The sequence below is a fragment of the Pseudorhodoplanes sp. genome (assembly GCF_046289595.1).
Lineage (GTDB): Bacteria > Pseudomonadota > Alphaproteobacteria > Rhizobiales > Xanthobacteraceae > Pseudorhodoplanes.
Genome location: NZ_JBKBVB010000034.1, coordinates 22,752 through 38,696 on the forward strand (window position 1 = coordinate 22,752; position 15,945 = coordinate 38,696).

Here is a 15,945-nt window from a genome sequence, read left to right on the forward strand (position 1 = left end):
GGTGAGGCGCCAGCGAAACGACGCACAAGACTGCAAACGCAGCTGCGATCGTAAACCACATCCTTCTCATCGAGACTTTCTCCCTGGATCTGCACAGCGGCGAACCTGCTGTCAGGTGCTGCCGGCAGTGTCGTCCCCGGATCGAATTAAAGCGTAGAATCAATGAATTACCTAATCCTTCCGTGTTCATCAGCCATTCAGCGCGATGGCCAAATCGAGGCAGCGGGTTTTCCGAGCGCCCGCCTTGTTCCGGCCCACGCGGCGCGGTACCGAATCGCATGGGTACGCGACTGATTCCTCCCCCGGACAAGGACGTTCAAGACATCGCGCTGCGCGACGCGCTGGAGGAGCGTTATCTCGCCTATGCGCTGTCGACGATCATGCACCGTGCGCTGCCCGATGCGCGCGACGGGCTGAAGCCGGTTCATCGCCGCATCCTGTATGGCATGCGGCTGCTGCGCCTCGATCCCGGAGCCACGCCGAAGAAGTCCGCCAAGATCGTCGGCGACGTGATGGGTAACTTTCATCCGCATGGCGACCAGGCGATTTACGACGCACTCGTCCGCCTCGCCCAGGATTTCTCGTCGCGCTATCCGCTGATCGACGGGCAGGGCAATTTCGGCAATATCGACGGCGATAACGCGGCCGCCTACCGTTATACCGAAGCGCGCATGACCGAGGTCGCGCGGCTGCTGCTTGATGGCATCGACGAGAATGCGGTCGACTTCCGCCCGAACTATGACGGGCTCACCGAAGAGCCGGCAGTGCTGCCGGGCGCATTCCCGAACCTTCTGGCCAATGGCTCGCAAGGCATTGCGGTCGGCATGGCGACCTCGATCCCGCCACACAACGCCGCTGAACTGTGCGACGCAGCATTGTTCCTGATCGACAATCCGAATGCCCGTTCCAAGACCCTTCTGAAATTCGTGCCCGGACCGGATTTCCCGACCGGCGGTGTCATTGTGGATGGCAGGGATGCTATTGCCGAGGCCTATACCACCGGCCGCGGCTCATTCCGGGTGCGGGCGCGCTGGACCAAGGAGGAGACCGGGCGCGGCGGCTACCAGATCGTGGTCACGCAGATTCCCTATCTGGTGCAGAAGTCGCGTCTGATCGAGCGCGTCGCCGAGCTCCTGAACGAGCGCAAGCTGCCGCTGGTCGCCGACATCCGCGACGAATCCGCGGCCGACATCCGCATCGTGATCGAGCCGAAATCGCGCACCGTCGATCCGGTGCTGCTGATGGAATCGCTGTTCAAGGTGAGCGAGCTGGAGAGCCGCATCCCGCTGAACTTGAACGTACTGGTGAAGGGCCGCATCCCGCGCGTTGTCGGCCTTGCGGAGGCGCTGCGGGAATGGCTGGACCATCGGCGCGATGTTCTGGTGCGGCGCTCGAAACACCGGGTCGATGCGATCGAGCACCGGCTCGACGTGCTGGGCGGCTACCTGATTGCCTATCTGAACCTCGACAAGGTCATCAAGATCATTCGCACCGAGGACGAGCCCAAACCGGTCCTCATCCGGACCTTCAAGCTCACCGAGGTGCAGGCCGACGCCATCCTGAACATGCGTCTGCGCAATCTGCGCAAGCTGGAAGAGATGGAGATCCGGCGCGAGGACAAGGATCTGCGCGACGAGCTGAAGAAGCTCAAGTCCTTGCTGAAGTCCGAGGACGAGCAGTGGAAAACGGTCGCCAGCGAGATCAAGAAGGTCCGCGAGACCTTCGGGCCCAAAACGGAACTGGGAAAGCGCCGCACGAGCTTCGGTGAGGCGATTGATGTTGAGCAGGAGTTGGCTGAGGTTCTGGTCGAGCGCGAGCCGGTCACGGTCGTGGTGTCGGAAAAGGGCTGGGTGCGCGCGCTCCGCGGCCATGTTTCCGATCTGTCGGGCGTGACGTTCAAATCCGACGACGCGCTACAATTCCACTTCCACGCCGAGACCACGTCAAAATGCGTGTTCTTCGCGTCGAACGGCAAGTTCTACACCATCGAGGCCTCGAAGCTGCCGGGCGGGCGCGGACATGGCGAGCCGGTGCGGCTGTTCATCGATCTGGAACAGGACGCGACCATCGTCGCGGCCTTTAAATATCAGGGCGGACGCAAATTCATCCTGGCGTCCGGCGAGGGCAAGGGCTTCGTCGTCGCCGAGGACGAGTGCCTCGCCAATACCCGCAAGGGCAAGCAGGTGCTGAACGTCAAGGCGCCGGACAGGGCGGTGGCGATTGCGCTGGTGGACGGCGACCTCGTCGCCGCGATCGGCGAAAACCGCAAGATGATCGTGTTCCCGATCAATCAGGTTCCGGAAATGACCCGCGGCGCCGGCGTCCGCCTGCAGCGCTACAAGGATGGCTCCTTGAGCGACATCATGACCTTCGATTCGAAGAGCGATGGCATGAGCTGGTTCGACGCGGCGGGCCGCGCGCAGCTCACCCCATTGAAGGAACTGGCCGCGTGGCGCGGCAATCGCGGCGACGCCGGCCGCGTCAAGCCGGATCGCTTTCCGAAGACCAACCGGTTCGGGAAGACGATCGGGTAGGCCTCACATCTCCGCGCGCATCCAGCCCTGCGACATCAGCCGCTCCTGCGGCAGGAAGCGGCTTTTGTAGTCCATCTTGCGTGAACCGCGCACCCAATAGCCGAGATAGACGTAAGGCAACCCCATCTTCCTGGCCCGTTCGATGTGATCGAGGATCATCAGGGTGCCGAGCGAACGGGCCTCGTAATCCGGTTCGAAGAAGGAATAGACCATCGACAGCCCGTCGCTCAGGATATCGGTGAGGGCGACCGCGATCATCGCGCCCCCGCGTCTTGCCGCGTCGGCTTCAGGCCGCAGCCGGTATTCGACGATGCGGGTCTCGACATGCGAATCCTCGACCATCATCGCATAGTCGAGCACCGTCATGTCGGCCATGCCGCCGTCGCGATGCCGCTCGTCGAGATAGGCGCGGAATACCGAATATTGCTCCGAGCTCGGCACCGCTGCCCGCATCTCTCCGACGACATCGGCATTGCGCTGCGCGATCCGCCGCATCGACCGGCTCGGCTCGAAGTCGTCGACGACCACCCGGACCGAGATACAGGCGCGGCAGGTTTCGCAGGCCGGCCGGTAGGCGATCGACTGGCTCCTTCGGAACCCGCCATGGGTGAGAAGATCGTTCAGGCCGGGCGCTCGATCCCCGACGAGGTGGGTGAAGACCTTCCGCTCCTCCTTGCCGGGAAGGTAAGGGCAGGGGGAAGGGGCGGTCAGGTAGAATTGCGGCGTATCGCGTGAATGTTGGGTCACGGTCGGGTCGTATGCTCCGGGGTCGGATTCTCGCCTGAGAAGCCGCCCGCCGTCAAACGGGACCGAATCCCGGCCCGGAGGGCGGGTGGATGCCGGCCCGCGGTCCGCTATTGACCACCACGGTCCCAATCAGGAAGTCGTGCAACAGCCGTTTCCGCGTATTGAAAAAGCAGACCAGCAGCACGAGCGGCGTCAGCACGCTGGTCGTGACCCAGAACAGGCCGGCATGGACAACTGCCAGTACGAAATAGGATGGGCCGCCATACCAGGTCCGCATCTCGATAGCGAGCGCCCGCATGCCGATGGTGGCCGAGCGCGGGCCGCCGAGCGTGGTGCCATAATAAAACGCGGCCCAGATCAGGGCGATGACCGGCATCAGGCCGAACAGGGCGAAGCCAAGCCCCAGCGTCACGATGCCGATGGCGAAGAAGAAGATCCAGACCAGGATCAGCGGGATGGCAAGAATGACCAGATCGATGATGAAGGCGAGCACCCGGCGCGCCGGGACGCCGTCGAACAGTTCCGGGTTGGTGTCGGGGTCGAAGGCGTGCGGCCTGACATCGTAGCCGACCCCGATGCGATCCCGTTGTTCTGCCATAGCCCTGCCTCCGCTCGCGCGCGACCCGCTTCGGAAACTCTAACGCAACGGACATTGCCCGCCTATAGTGCGTCAGGCGGGGTGCAGACATCATGATCAGGCTGAGCGACATCGAAGATGCCCAGACCATTCTCAATGGGCGAATCCTGCGCACGCCGATGCTTCCGGCACCGAAATTCTCCGCGCTGACCGGCGCCGAGGTTTTCGTGAAATACGAAAACCTCCAGGTCACCAATTCGTTCAAGGAGCGCGGCGCGCTGAACAAGCTGGCGAGCCTGACCGCGCAGGATCGCGCCCGCGGCGTGATCGCGATGTCGGCCGGCAACCATGCGCAGGCGGTGGCCTATCACGCCGCACGGCTCGGCATTGCCGCCACCATCGTCATGCCGGTGACGACGCCTGCGGTGAAGGTCGCGGCGACCCGCGCCTATGGCGCGACGGTGGTGCTGCACGGCGAAACCATCGCCGAATCGCAGGCCCGCGCCGAGGATCTGCACGCCCGGCATGGCTTGATCTTCATTCACCCTTACGACGATCCGCGCATCATCGCAGGACAGGGGTCCATTGCGATCGAGATGCTCGACGAGCGGCCCGATCTGGACTGTCTGGTGGTGCCGATCGGCGGCGGCGGTCTGATTTCGGGAAACGCGATCGCAGCGAAGGCGATCAATCCTGCAATCGAGGTGGTCGGCGTCGAGGCCGAGCTTTATCCATCGATGTGGAACGCGCTGCATGGCGAGGACCGGCCCTGCGGCGGCGCGACTCTTGCCGAAGGCATCGCGGTCAAGAATGTCGGCAAGCTCACGCTGCCGATCATCCGCGAGCTCGTATCGGATGTGTTGCTGGTGAGCGAGTCGCAGCTCGAACGCGCGGTGAATGCCTATCTCACCTTGCAAAAGACCATGGCCGAGGGAGCGGGCGCTGCGGGGCTTGCGGCGATGCTGAAAGAGCCCGCGCGCTTCAAGGGCAAGCGCGTCGGCCTCATTCTGTGCGGCGGCAATATCGACCCGCGCATCCTTGCCTCGATTATGGTGCGAGAACTCGAACGCGGCGAGCAGATCGTGTCGTTCCGCCTCACGATTCCGGACCGGCCGGGCGTGCTCGGCCAGATTGCCACCCGCCTCGGCGACCTCGGCGCCAACATTCTGCAGGTCGATCACAAAAGGCTGTTTCTCGATGTCCCGGCCAAGGGCGCGCGGCTCGATGTCACGGTGGAGACGCGCGATCATGCCCATGCCGAGGAGATCATGGCGGCGCTTGCGGCCGACGGCTATCACCCGGCGCGCATTCACGTCAGCGACGTGATGGGGTGAGCGTGCTCGGCCGAGCAGTACTATGCGACTGTTACGTCTGCGTCAGCGGACAAAAAGCCCAGCCCAAACGCAGTTCAATTGCGCCGATCCTCACAGGTTTGGAGAGCGCGCCGGGCGCCAACGCGATCCCGATCGCTGCTGCATAGCTCTGAAAGTCAGTGATGCCGGCAGAGCGCGGGCTGAACGATTGCACGACCAGGGCGGCATGTGCCGCGCCGGCTTTTTCGGCTTCGACGAGCGTCGCAGCGGTGCGGTGCAACAGCTGATAGCGCAGTTCGTCCGCTGCGGTGTGATCGATCCGCAAGCGCGCGAGCAATCCCAGCAACCGACGCTGCTTTATGACGCCGCCGTCATGCCATTGTTTGACGGTTGGACCGAACGGTTCGTCGACCTTCGCTTCCACTGCGAGGATGGCGGGACCGGAACCTGTCTTGAGAATGGCGAGCACGTCGGTCTGACTCGGGCCGCGCGCGATTTCGTCGAAACGAGTCTGCCTCTCAAAATAGGCACGCAACAGGATTGCGTCGCCGAAAACTGGATCGGTCTTAAGTAGGTCCCGAATAGGCGCGGGAATATCCTGTGCTCGGAACCAACTATGCGCGGCTTCGTATGCCGAGCGTCCTTGCCGCCAATGCGCTTGTCCCTTTCCGAGAAAAGGAATGACATCTTCCGGGCGGTGAGCCGGTGTGCCGGCGTCACAGAAAAATATCTGTGGCACAGACGGTCTCTACCTTCGCAGCATCTCCGCAATCTTCGGCGCGAAGTAGGTCAAGATGCCGTCGGCACCGGCGCGCTTGAAGGCGATCAGGCTTTCCATCATCGCCTTCTCGCCGTCGAGCCAGCCATTCTGTGCCGCGGCCGTAATCATCGCATATTCGCCCGACACCTGATAGGCGAAGGTCGGCACGCCGAACTCCTCCTTCACGCGCCGCACGATGTCGAGATAGGGCAGGCCGGGCTTCACCATCACCATGTCGGCGCCTTCTTCGAGATCGAGCGCGACCTCGCGCAACGCCTCGTCGGAATTACCGTAATCCATCTGATAGGTGCGCTTGTCGCCGGTCAGAGTCTTCGACGAGCCGACAGCATCGCGGAACGGACCGTAGAAGGCGGACGCATATTTCGCCGCATAGGCCATGACCGCCACGTCCTGATGTCCGGCATCGTCGAGCGCCATGCGGATCGCGCCGACCCGGCCATCCATCATGTCGGAGGGCGCGATGATGTCGCAGCCGGCATCGGCCTGGACCAGCGCCTGCCGCGCCAGCACGTCGACGGTCTCGTCGTTGAGGATCACGCCGTCGCGCATCAGTCCGTCATGGCCGTGGCTGGTGAACGGATCGAGCGCAACGTCGCAAAGAATGCCGACGTCGGGCGCCGCCTGCTTGATCGCGCGCACGGCACGGCAGACGAGATTGTCCGGGTTGGTGGCCTCGCTGCCGGTCTCGTCGCGCAGGGCTGGGTCGGTATAGGGAAAGATCGCGACGCAGGGGATCGTGAGCTTTGCCGCGCGTTCGACCTCGCGGACGGCTTCCTCGATCGACAGCCGGTCCACGCCCGGCATCGACGGCACCGCGGTGCGCTTCGTCGTGCCGTCGACCACGAAGATCGGCCAGATCAGGTCGGCGGTGGACAGCTCATTCTCACGCACCATGCGGCGGAGCCAGTCGGTCCGCCGCAGCCGTCTTGGCCGGTGCGGCAGGTCCAGCGGCAGGTGAGCGGGCGCCTCGAGCGGCACCACCTTGGTCTTGCGTTCGAGCGGGCGGCCGTACTTGATCGCCATGTTACCTTCACTCCCGGTCCGCTCCTCCCCGCGAAGGCGGAGACCCAGAGCCAGGGGACTTGATTCCCGCTTTCGCGGGAATGAGCGGAGAACAGCAGCAGTTTACCCCCAAAGAGGCTTTGCCCGCCACAATTGACGCCGCCCGCAGCCAAACTTATCCGTTGAGGCATGGATTTCGCTCTTTCCGAGGACCAGCGCGCCTTCCAGGCCACCGCCCGGCAATTCGCCCGCGAGGCGATGATGCCGCAGGCGGCGCATTGGGACGAGGAGGAGATATTTCCGGTCGAGACCTTGCGCGAGGCCGCCGCGCTCGGCTTTGGCGGCATCTATGTCAAGGGCGATGTCGGCGGCTCGGAGCTGACGAGGCTCGACGCCGCGATCATCTTCGAGGAACTGGCGCAGGGCTGCACCTCGACCGCCGCCTATATCTCGATCCACAACATGGCGGCCTGGATGATCGATGCGTTCGGTGGCGAGGCGCAGCGAAAACGCCTCCTGCCGAAGCTCTGCTCCATGGAGCATTTCGCGAGCTATTGCCTGACCGAGCCGGGCGCGGGCTCGGATGCGGCAAGCCTCACCACGCGCGCGCAGCGGGACGGCGATTATTATGTCCTGAACGGAGCAAAGGCCTTCATCTCCGGCGGCGGCACCTCAGACATCTATGTCTGCATGGTGCGCACCGGTGGCGCCGGACCGAAAGGCATTTCCTGCATCGTGGTGGAGAAGGGGACGCCGGGCCTCACATTCGGCGCACGGGAGAAGAAGCTCGGCTGGAAATCGCAGCCGACTGCGATGGTGATGTTCGAGAATTGCCGCGTCCCGGCCGAGAACCTGATCGGCAAGGAAGGCGACGGCTTTCGGATCGCGATGATGGGCCTCGACGGCGGCCGGCTCAACATTGCGGCCTGTTCGCTCGGCGGCGCGCAATTCTGTATCGACCGCACCATCGATTACCTGCGCGACCGCAAGCAGTTCGGATCGCGGCTTTCGGAGTTTCAGGCCTTACGGTTTCGGATTGCCGATTATGCGACCGAACTGGAGGCGGCGCGGTTGATGGTGTGGCGCGCGGCGCATGCCGTGAGCGAGGGGGAGCCCGGTGCCACGCGGCTCGCCGCGATGGCGAAGCGCTTTGCGACCGATGTGGGTTTCGAGGCGGTGAACGGCTGCCTGCAATTGCACGGCGGCTACGGATACTTGCGCGATCATCCAATTGAGCGGGTGCTGCGCGATGTGCGCGTGCACCAGATTCTCGAAGGCACCAACGAGATTATGCGCCTGATCGTCAGCCGCGATCTGCTGGACAATTGATGTGAGCGAAGCGCACGACATTCTGTTCGAGAAGCGCGGTACTGCCGGCATTGTGACGCTCAACCGCCCCAAGGCGCTGAACGCGATTACCCATGGCATGGTACGTGGGCTCGCTGCGCAATTGAGCGCATGGGCGAAGGACGACACCGTGACGCGCGTGATCGTGACCGCCAATGGCGAGCGTGCGTTTTCCGCGGGCGGCGACATCCGCGCGCTTTACGATCTCATCACCGCAGGCAGGCAGCAGCAGGCGCTGTCTTTCTTCCGCGAGGAATACACGCTCAACACCGCGATCAAGCGCTATCCGAAACCGTATGTCTCGCTGATCGACGGCATCGTGATGGGCGGCGGCGTCGGAATCTCGATCCATGGTTCGCATCGCGTCGCCGGCGAGCGCTATGCCTTCGCCATGCCGGAAGTGGGCATCGGCTTCTTTCCGGATGTGGGGGCGACCTATGCGCTGCCGCGGCTCGCGGGCGAGATCGGCACTTACCTCGCTCTGACCGGCGAACGGGTCAGGGCAGCGGATGCGGTCCTGGCCGGCGCTGCAACGCACCATGTTAAGTCGCACCGCTTCGCTGCGTTGAAAGACGCGCTATGCGGGCGCGATCCGGTCAATGCGATTCTGGCCGAATTTATGGAAACCGTCGGGCCGGGCGACGTCATGCCGATGCGGCGCGTCATCGACCGGGCCTTTTCCCGGGACACGGTCGCAGCGGTCCTCGAGGCGCTGGACCGCGAGGCGCGGGCGGGCGCGGGCCATTCCGAATGGGCGGCGCAGACGGCGCGGACCATGCGGACACGGTCGCCGACCAGTCTGACCCTGGCGCTGGCCCAGATGCGCTACGGGCGCAGCCATTCCTTCGAGGCCTGCATGGCGGCCGAGTTTCGCATCGTGTCGCGGATCGTCTATGGTTCCGATATGGCCGAGGGGGTCCGTGCCGTGATCGTCGACAAGGACAATGCGCCGCGCTGGTCGCCCGGCGATCTCGCCTCGGTGGCAGATAATGTCGTAGAGCAGCATTTCGCGCCGCTGCCGGGCCAAGAGCTCGACTTGAGCTCGACTTGAGCTGGACTTGAGGTGGACTTGAACTGGAGTTGATATGAGCGATCCCGTCGTGATGGCCCCACCGGAAAAGCAGGCTGCGCTTGCGCCGGTTCAGGCCGACGAGGAGAAGCAGCAGCAGGGACAATGGACGCGCTGGCTGATCTGGTTTCTGCGCGCCATGGCGGTCGTGTCGATGCTGAAAGGCCTGTATCACTGGTCGGTGGTGCTCGGCATCGGCGAAGGCCCTGATTCACGCTTTTCGACGGAATCGATTCCCTGGCAGACCGCGACCGTCTATTTCGCCATCATCGATCTGGTCGCTGCAGTCGGGCTCTGGCTTGCGGCGGTGTGGGGCGCCGTGGTGTGGCTGACCGCGGCGGTGTCGATGGCCGCGGTGCAGGTCTTCTTCCCGCAGATCTATGGCGGATCGTGGATCGTGGTCATCATCGAGCTGGTGCTGCTCTGCACCTATCTCGTTCTGGCCTTGCAATCGGCGCGGGAGCATCCGCACTGAGGTCGTTCGGACGGGAGCTCGCACTGGAGGATTGAACACAGATGGCGCGAATAGCCTTTGTCGGCCTCGGGAATATGGGCGGCCCGATGGCGCAAAATCTGGTCAAGGCCGGTCACGATGTGCATGGCTACGACATCAGCCTGGACGCCGTCGGCAAATTGGTGTCGGCCGGCGGCACCGCTGCAGGCATGCCGGGCGCGGCCGCGGCTGACGCCGAGATCGTGGTGACGATGCTGCCCTCCGGTGCCGAGGTGCGCGAGACCTATCTCGGTCCGGACGGTATTGTCGAAAAGGCCAAACCCGGCACGCTCCTGATCGATTCATCGACCATTGACGTCGAAACCGCGCGCGAGGTCTCGGCCGCCGCGGAGGCTCGGGGCCTGTTGATGGTGGATGCGCCCGTCTCCGGCGGCGTCGGCGGCGCGCAGGCCGCAACGCTCACCTTCATGGTCGGCGGCGCGGACGAGGCATTCGAGAAGGCCAAGCCGATCCTGGCGGCGATGGGCAAGACCATCGTCCATGCCGGCGGTCCGGGCACCGGTCAGGCCGCGAAAATCTGCAACAACATGATCCTCGGCATTTCAATGATCGCGGTGTCGGAAGCCTTCGTGCTGGCCGAGAAGCTCGGCCTCGACGCGCAGAAGCTGTTCGACATCTCGTCGAAATCGTCCGGCCAGTGCTGGTCGATGACCGCCTATTGCCCGGTGCCGGGGCCGGTGCCGACCTCGCCCGCGAACCGCGACTATCAGGCGGGCTTCACCGCGGCGATGATGCTGAAGGATCTCAAGCTGTCTCAGGAGGCGGCGAAAGCAGCGGGCGCGCGCACGCCGCTCGGCGCCGGCGCATCCGCGATCTACGAGCATTATGTCGATAGCGGCGAGGGCGGCCGCGACTTCTCCGGCATCATCCGCTTCCTGCGGGGGGAGTAATTGCGGGCGGCCAGGTTAACGCCGTTCACTCGCAGCGCCGCCACACGGTGACGCTCACGCCTGTAGCCGCATCGAGCAGCCGCTGCGGTCCCGGCCGAAGTCCGTAAACAGACAACGTCTCCTCGGGCGTTTGCTCGGGCACGCCGGGAAAAACCGGCCGCCCGCCGGGCAGGCGCAGTCCGGGCATCCGCGAGAGATGGAACACATCGTAGCGCGGCAAAAACAGACCATAGACATCGGTCCCGCCCAGGACGGCCACGGAACCTTCGTGCACGCCAAGCCGCACGGCCGCGTCCTCCAGAGGCATCCCGGCGGGATTCCAGAGCAATGCGTTTGGATCGTCCGGCACCTGTGCGATGGCAGCGACGCTGCGTGTTGCGATCAGGCGCCGCCGCTGCCGCGAATGCGGCTGGCCCTCATGCGAATTGCGGCCGTGAACCAGGATCGCGGCCCGGTCGAGCGCATCCGACAGGTATCTCTGGTCCGCATCGACCAACAAGTCCCTGGGCATGACGCCGCTGGCGTCCGCGAGCATTCCGTCATCCGAAACAATGGCAAAGCCTTCAACTCTCAGGGCCATCGAACGTCCACCTTGAGCGCCATGGAAATCGTCGAGCCTCGCGACCATATAAGCAGCAACCATGGCAGCATGGGTGATGTCTGGCCAGCGGCAGTCGTAAAGGGGATTCCAATGAAGCATCGATCCGCCGGCGCCATTGCGCTCGCGCTCGCTTCTGCTGCCGTCGCCGCACCGGATACAGCGACGGCGATGACCGATTACAAATGGAAATACCGTCCGCTGGTTGTGTTTGCTCCGAACGGCACAACAGGCTTTCTGAACCGGCAACGCCAGATCGTGGCCGCCAACCGGCCTGGCCTTGTCGAGCGGAATATGGTGGTGGTGTGGGTGATCGGGGACCGGGTGACGGCCGACCTCGGGCCTGCTCCGCGGGTCAGCGCAGCAGACCTTCGCAAGCGATTTGGTTTATCCGCGGACGGATTTCATGCCGTGCTGGTCGGCAAGGACGGTGGGATCAAGCTGAGTTCGTCCTCCCCGCTCGGGCCTGCCACGCTGTTTGGTACCATCGACAAGATGCCGATGCGGCAGAACGAAATGCGGCGGCCTTGACAAATGGCGCGGTTCAACGCCGCATGTCTCCCCGAATGTGTAAGCCTGACCATGTCTGAAAAGCCTGAATTGCCGGCCGTACCGAATTCCACGGCATCCGCAGTCTCCGAACGAATTCGCCAGCGTCTGCAAGGCGCCGGCCGGCCCTTCAACGCCAACGACAATATCGCCTCGTTCATCGAGCCCGGCGAAATCGACGCCCTGCTCGAAGAGGTCGAGGCCAAGATGCGCGACGTTCTGAGAAGCCTCGTGATCGATATCGATAACGATCACAATACGCAGGACACTGCGCTTCGCGTCGCCAAGATGTACCTGAATGAGGTGTTTCGCGGGCGCTATCAGCCGCAGCCGCGGGTTACCGAGTTTCCGAATGTCGCCAGCCTGAACGAGCTGATGATCGTCGGCCCGGTCACGGTCCGCAGCGCCTGTAGCCATCACTTTTGTCCGATCATGGGCAGGCTTTGGATGGGCTTGATGCCGAACCAGCATTCAAACCTGATCGGGTTGTCGAAATACGCGCGTCTTGCCGAGTGGATCATGACGCGGCCGCAAATTCAGGAAGAAGCCATCACGCAATTGGCCGACCTTCTCATGGATCTCGTGCGCCCGGACGGGCTTGCCGTGGTCATGGAAGCCGATCATTTCTGCATGCATTGGCGCGGCGTCAAGGACACCGCATCCAAAATGACCAACAGTGTCATGCGCGGCTCTTTCCTGAAGGATCCGTCACTGCGCCGCGAATTTCTGTCGCTGATCGCCATGAACAGCTGAGGATACGATGCTCGTCCGTTGCCTGTATGCCAGCCGTCCGGCGCAGCCGTTGAAGAGCGAGTTGCTTGACGGCATCCTGGAGCAGTCTCGCCGCAACAATCCGCCGCGTGGCATCACCGGGCTTCTGTCATTTACGAACGATGTGTTCGTTCAGGTCATTGAGGGCGGACGCGATGAGGTCTGCGATCTGTTCAACACATTGGTAAGGGACGACCGGCATAGGCATGTCCGGCTTTTGTCCTATGAAGAGGTCGGCGAGCGTCGCTTTCCGGCCTGGAGCATGGGTCAAGTCAACGTGGGATCGCTCAACCGCGCGCTGCTGCTCAAATACTCCCAGAAGGCGGTACTCGATCCCTTCACCATGCCGGGGCAGGCGACAATGGCGCTGCTGAGCGAACTTGTCGCCACCGGCGCGATCGCCACGCGTACCGGCGGACCGTCGCATTAGGCGCGATGAGCTGCGCGGTCTCTTTTTGCGGCCACCGTGGAAACCAAAGCGCGGGTCGGACGTTGTTTCGGCCGCATCGAGCCGCTGACATATGCCCGCCGTCTCAAAAAAACGCACCGCATCCCACAACAAGCCAGGAGCCGGTGCGATCGCCATTGCCGGCCGGCAAATGCCATGCGAGCAATGCCCGCTGCGGCGCATGGATGTGCTCCGCGACTTCTCGCCCGATGAACTCGATTTTATCCGCAGCTTTAAGTCCGGTGAGTTGAATATCGAGGCTGGCTCCAGCATCCTCCTGCAGGGCACCAATTCAGCCTATCTTTACACCGTGCTGGTGGGCTGGGCGTTTCGTTACAAGTCGCTGCCCGACGGTCGTCGCCAGATCCTGAATTTCGCCATGCCGTCGGACTTTCTCGGGCTGCAGGGAACGGTCGCCGACGAAATGCAGCATTCGGTCGAGGCGCTGACCGACATGACGCTGTGCATCTTTCCGCGCGAAAAGCTATGGAGCCTTTATTCGCGCTTTCCAGCGCTTGCCTATGATGTGACCTGGCTTGCGGCGCGTGAGGAGCAAATCCTGGACGAGAGCCTTCTCAGCATCGGCCGGCGCACCGCGATCGAACGCATGGCCTATCTGTTTCTGCATTTGTTTGTGCGCGCCGAGGAGGTATCGCTGACGCGCGGCAACACCATCCAGTTTCCCTTTACTCAGCAGCATATCGCCGACACGCTCGGGATGTCGCTGGTCCATGCCAACAAGACGCTGAAGAAGCTCACGGCCACCCGGACCATGCGCTGGAAAGGGCGGGTGTTCGAAATTCTCGACCGTGATGGCCTCGCAAAGATCGCGAATTTCGAATTTCCCGGCCCGCACAAGCGGCCCTTTATCTGATGGCGAACGCACCTGCAATCCGCCTCAGACCAGCCCCATGAACTCTCCCCGGCGGTCAATTCGGCCGCAGTGCGTTTCGGTCGCAAGGCCGGTATGTCAAATTTAATTCTGGGTCTGTTCCGGCGTCTCTAGGTTCGCGTCCCGAAGCGGGACGGACGAATCCATGGCCACCATCTACACATTATGTCCGAATACGGGACGGGAGCTATCGACCGGCATCGAAACCGATGCCGACAGCTTTCACGCCTTGCCGGACGTGATTGTCCGGGTGCGCTGTCCGCATTGCGGCGAACAGCACAATTGGTCGAAACACAACGCATTTTTGCGGCCAGCACGAAGCGATCGCACGTTTTCAGATCGGTGAATCGGACGTTACGAGAAACGCTGGAATTGCAAATTCAATCCTTGATTCACCCCGGCGGATAAATCTTCTCTTTATGCTGTTGTTTAAGTCGATTTTAGATCATCGCGTCTAGCTTGTGACGAAGCGGGGAAACAGGGCCTCGCATAAAACTGAAAAAGAACTGACACAGGAAGGCGTCACATGAAAGCCGTTATGAAGCCGGCGGAGCAACCCGCGCAGAACGCGCAGCGTTACGAGCATATCCGGCCGCTCTATCTCGAAGCCTTGACCCTTGTGGAACGCCTGCACCGGCGCCTTCTCGATGTGATCAAGGACGAATTCGACCGCCGCGGCCGCGCCGACATCAACTCGGTCCAGGCCCTGCTGCTCTACAATATCGGCGACAAGGAATTGACTGCGGGCGAATTGCGCACGCGCGGCTATTATCTCGGCTCCAATGTCTCCTACAATCTCAAGAAGCTCGTCGAGATGGGCTTCCTCGACCACCAGCGCTCTCGGGTCGACCGCCGCTCGGTCCGCATCAAGCTGACCGACAAGGGCCGCGAGATTCGCGATATCGTCGAGAACCTGTACCAGAAGCATGTGCGGACCGTCGAACAGGTGGGCGGTATCGCAGCCGAAGAATTCGGCACGCTGAACAAGTCGCTGCATCGTCTCGAGCGGTTCTGGACCGATCAGATCTTGTACCGGCTGTAACGCGCGCAGCTTCTCGGCGCCGGTTTTGGCTGCGGGCGCCTCAGCCTCGATCGTCTGTCAACCTGACAGGCCTCGGCGGATGCGCCGGGGCTTTTCGCTGCGGGCGATCCGTTTCCACGTGGGCGGGCGCGTCGCCGACCGAGTGAGAGCGGGCTCTCTCTCTAAGCGAGGTACCCCGCGGCGACAATGTGCGCTGCGTCCCGACCCAAATAATGCCAGATTTTCACGGAGGGTGGTCTGAATCTTGCTGACACCGTCAGGTCGTCACGTCGATTGAGGACGCCCGATGCTCAAGAAGCGACATTGTCCGAGGTGCAAGCAATTGCAGCGGACCAAGCCGAGCGGTTTGGTCTGCGTCGTCTGCGAGGCGAACGAGCCGAAATCGGCAGGTTAACGGGCCCGCACAGGCGCAGCCGGCCGTGCCACGGCGCCGTGGGTCGCCCTTGGCCGCGCCTGCCTGCAGTCAGCGGGTGATTTGTCACCGCAGGCAGCCGATCTGAAAGGCGCGGCCGGCCCAAATTCCGCCAGACCCATTGCCAATCTGGCGGCCTCCGATTTAATGCGACTGACCGAGGGCCGATTTGCTGATGACCGACCGCCCGGATTTCCCCAATCGTTGGAACCGCCGCACCGTGTTGCAGCATGTCGGGCGCGGTGCGCTTGGCGCCGCCGCGGCGCTTGTCGCGACGCGGGCCGAGGCGCAGGACAAGGTGCTGCAGCTCCTGATGGAGCAAACCAGGCGCTCCGATTTCGGCCAGGGTTACGATTCGGGCATCCGCTCGGTGCGCATGCCAAAGTCGTCTCTGCCGACTTTGTCGCCGGCCACCGCACAGACCACGGAGGCCGCGATCCCGCGCTACGAGAAACTCGT

General features: G+C 63.0%; 16 protein-coding genes and 1 pseudogene. 12 read left to right on the forward strand and 5 right to left on the reverse strand.

Annotated elements, in window-relative coordinates; all coding sequences use genetic code 11:
• Positions 1–278: 278 nt before the first annotated feature.
• A complete protein-coding gene (gene parC / locus ACK41X_RS09545) occupies positions 279–2,534 on the forward strand; it encodes a DNA topoisomerase IV subunit A (protein WP_409721866.1) in 2,256 nt (751 codons plus the stop codon).
• Between the two features lie 3 nt (positions 2,535–2,537).
• Here parC and ACK41X_RS09550 read toward each other — a convergent pair whose 3' ends face one another.
• Positions 2,538–3,281: an arginyltransferase gene (locus ACK41X_RS09550; RefSeq protein WP_409721868.1), complete on the reverse strand. Its 744-nt coding sequence runs from the start codon at positions 3,279–3,281 to the stop codon at positions 2,538–2,540.
• Between the two features lie 52 nt (positions 3,282–3,333).
• Entirely contained in the window at positions 3,334–3,879 is a 546-nt protein-coding gene (locus ACK41X_RS09555; protein ID WP_409721871.1) for an RDD family protein, read from the reverse strand.
• Positions 3,880–3,971: 92 nt separating this feature from the next.
• On the opposite strand from ACK41X_RS09555, the gene ACK41X_RS09560 reads away from it, so the two are divergent.
• Positions 3,972–5,192, forward strand: a complete 1,221-nt coding sequence (locus ACK41X_RS09560) for a threonine ammonia-lyase (RefSeq protein WP_409721874.1) — start codon at positions 3,972–3,974, stop codon at positions 5,190–5,192.
• Between the two features lie 31 nt (positions 5,193–5,223).
• Here the strand turns inward: ACK41X_RS09560 and ACK41X_RS09565 are convergent, their stop codons facing one another.
• Both ACK41X_RS09565 and hemB read right to left on the reverse strand, forming a co-directional pair.
• Entirely contained in the window at positions 5,224–5,910 is a 687-nt protein-coding gene (locus ACK41X_RS09565) for a DUF6946 family protein (RefSeq protein WP_409721877.1), read from the reverse strand.
• A 9-nt stretch (positions 5,911–5,919) separates the two neighbouring features.
• Positions 5,920–6,975: a porphobilinogen synthase gene (gene hemB / locus ACK41X_RS09570; RefSeq protein ID WP_409721879.1), complete on the reverse strand. Its 1,056-nt coding sequence runs from the start codon at positions 6,973–6,975 to the stop codon at positions 5,920–5,922.
• A 168-nt stretch (positions 6,976–7,143) separates the two neighbouring features.
• Between hemB and ACK41X_RS09575 the strand changes: the two genes are divergently transcribed.
• The 4 genes from ACK41X_RS09575 to mmsB are packed head-to-tail and all read left to right on the forward strand — an operon-like array spanning position 7,144 to position 10,774.
• Positions 7,144–8,283 (forward strand): acyl-CoA dehydrogenase family protein, encoded by a 1,140-nt coding sequence (locus ACK41X_RS09575; RefSeq protein ID WP_409721881.1) that lies wholly within the window; start codon positions 7,144–7,146, stop codon positions 8,281–8,283.
• Position 8,284: 1 nt separating this feature from the next.
• Positions 8,285–9,352: an enoyl-CoA hydratase/isomerase family protein gene (locus ACK41X_RS09580; RefSeq protein ID WP_409721884.1), complete on the forward strand. Its 1,068-nt coding sequence runs from the start codon at positions 8,285–8,287 to the stop codon at positions 9,350–9,352.
• Between the two features lie 34 nt (positions 9,353–9,386).
• On the forward strand, positions 9,387–9,845 hold the full coding sequence (locus ACK41X_RS09585; RefSeq protein ID WP_409721887.1) for a DUF6163 family protein: 459 nt from the start codon (positions 9,387–9,389) through the stop codon (positions 9,843–9,845).
• A gap of 41 nt (positions 9,846–9,886) precedes the next feature.
• A complete protein-coding gene (gene mmsB, locus ACK41X_RS09590; protein WP_409721890.1) occupies positions 9,887–10,774 on the forward strand; it encodes a 3-hydroxyisobutyrate dehydrogenase in 888 nt (295 codons plus the stop codon).
• 25 nt (positions 10,775–10,799) lie between these two features.
• Here mmsB and ACK41X_RS09595 read toward each other — a convergent pair whose 3' ends face one another.
• Positions 10,800–11,354, reverse strand: coding sequence for a dihydrofolate reductase (locus ACK41X_RS09595; RefSeq protein ID WP_409721893.1), 555 nt, complete (start codon positions 11,352–11,354; stop codon positions 10,800–10,802).
• A gap of 21 nt (positions 11,355–11,375) precedes the next feature.
• Here ACK41X_RS09595 and ACK41X_RS09600 point away from each other — a divergent pair, with 21 nt between their 5' ends.
• The 6 genes and pseudogenes from ACK41X_RS09600 to ACK41X_RS09625 all read left to right on the forward strand — a co-directional run.
• Positions 11,376–11,903 (forward strand): DUF4174 domain-containing protein, encoded by a 528-nt coding sequence (locus tag ACK41X_RS09600; RefSeq protein ID WP_409721895.1) that lies wholly within the window; start codon positions 11,376–11,378, stop codon positions 11,901–11,903.
• A 51-nt stretch (positions 11,904–11,954) separates the two neighbouring features.
• A complete protein-coding gene (gene folE / locus ACK41X_RS09605; RefSeq protein WP_409721898.1) occupies positions 11,955–12,674 on the forward strand; it encodes a GTP cyclohydrolase I in 720 nt (239 codons plus the stop codon).
• Positions 12,675–12,681: 7 nt separating this feature from the next.
• Positions 12,682–13,122, forward strand: coding sequence for a BLUF domain-containing protein (locus tag ACK41X_RS09610; protein ID WP_409721901.1), 441 nt, complete (start codon positions 12,682–12,684; stop codon positions 13,120–13,122).
• A 169-nt stretch (positions 13,123–13,291) separates the two neighbouring features.
• Positions 13,292–14,014 carry a Crp/Fnr family transcriptional regulator gene (locus ACK41X_RS09615; RefSeq protein ID WP_409721919.1) on the forward strand — a complete coding sequence of 241 codons (723 nt, stop codon included), beginning with the start codon at positions 13,292–13,294 and terminating at the stop codon, positions 14,012–14,014.
• Between the two features lie 544 nt (positions 14,015–14,558).
• Positions 14,559–15,074: a transcriptional regulator LdtR gene (gene ldtR, locus ACK41X_RS09620; protein WP_409721904.1), complete on the forward strand. Its 516-nt coding sequence runs from the start codon at positions 14,559–14,561 to the stop codon at positions 15,072–15,074.
• Between the two features lie 587 nt (positions 15,075–15,661).
• Positions 15,662–15,945 (forward strand): annotated as a pseudogene (locus ACK41X_RS09625) (hypothetical protein); the annotation flags it as partial.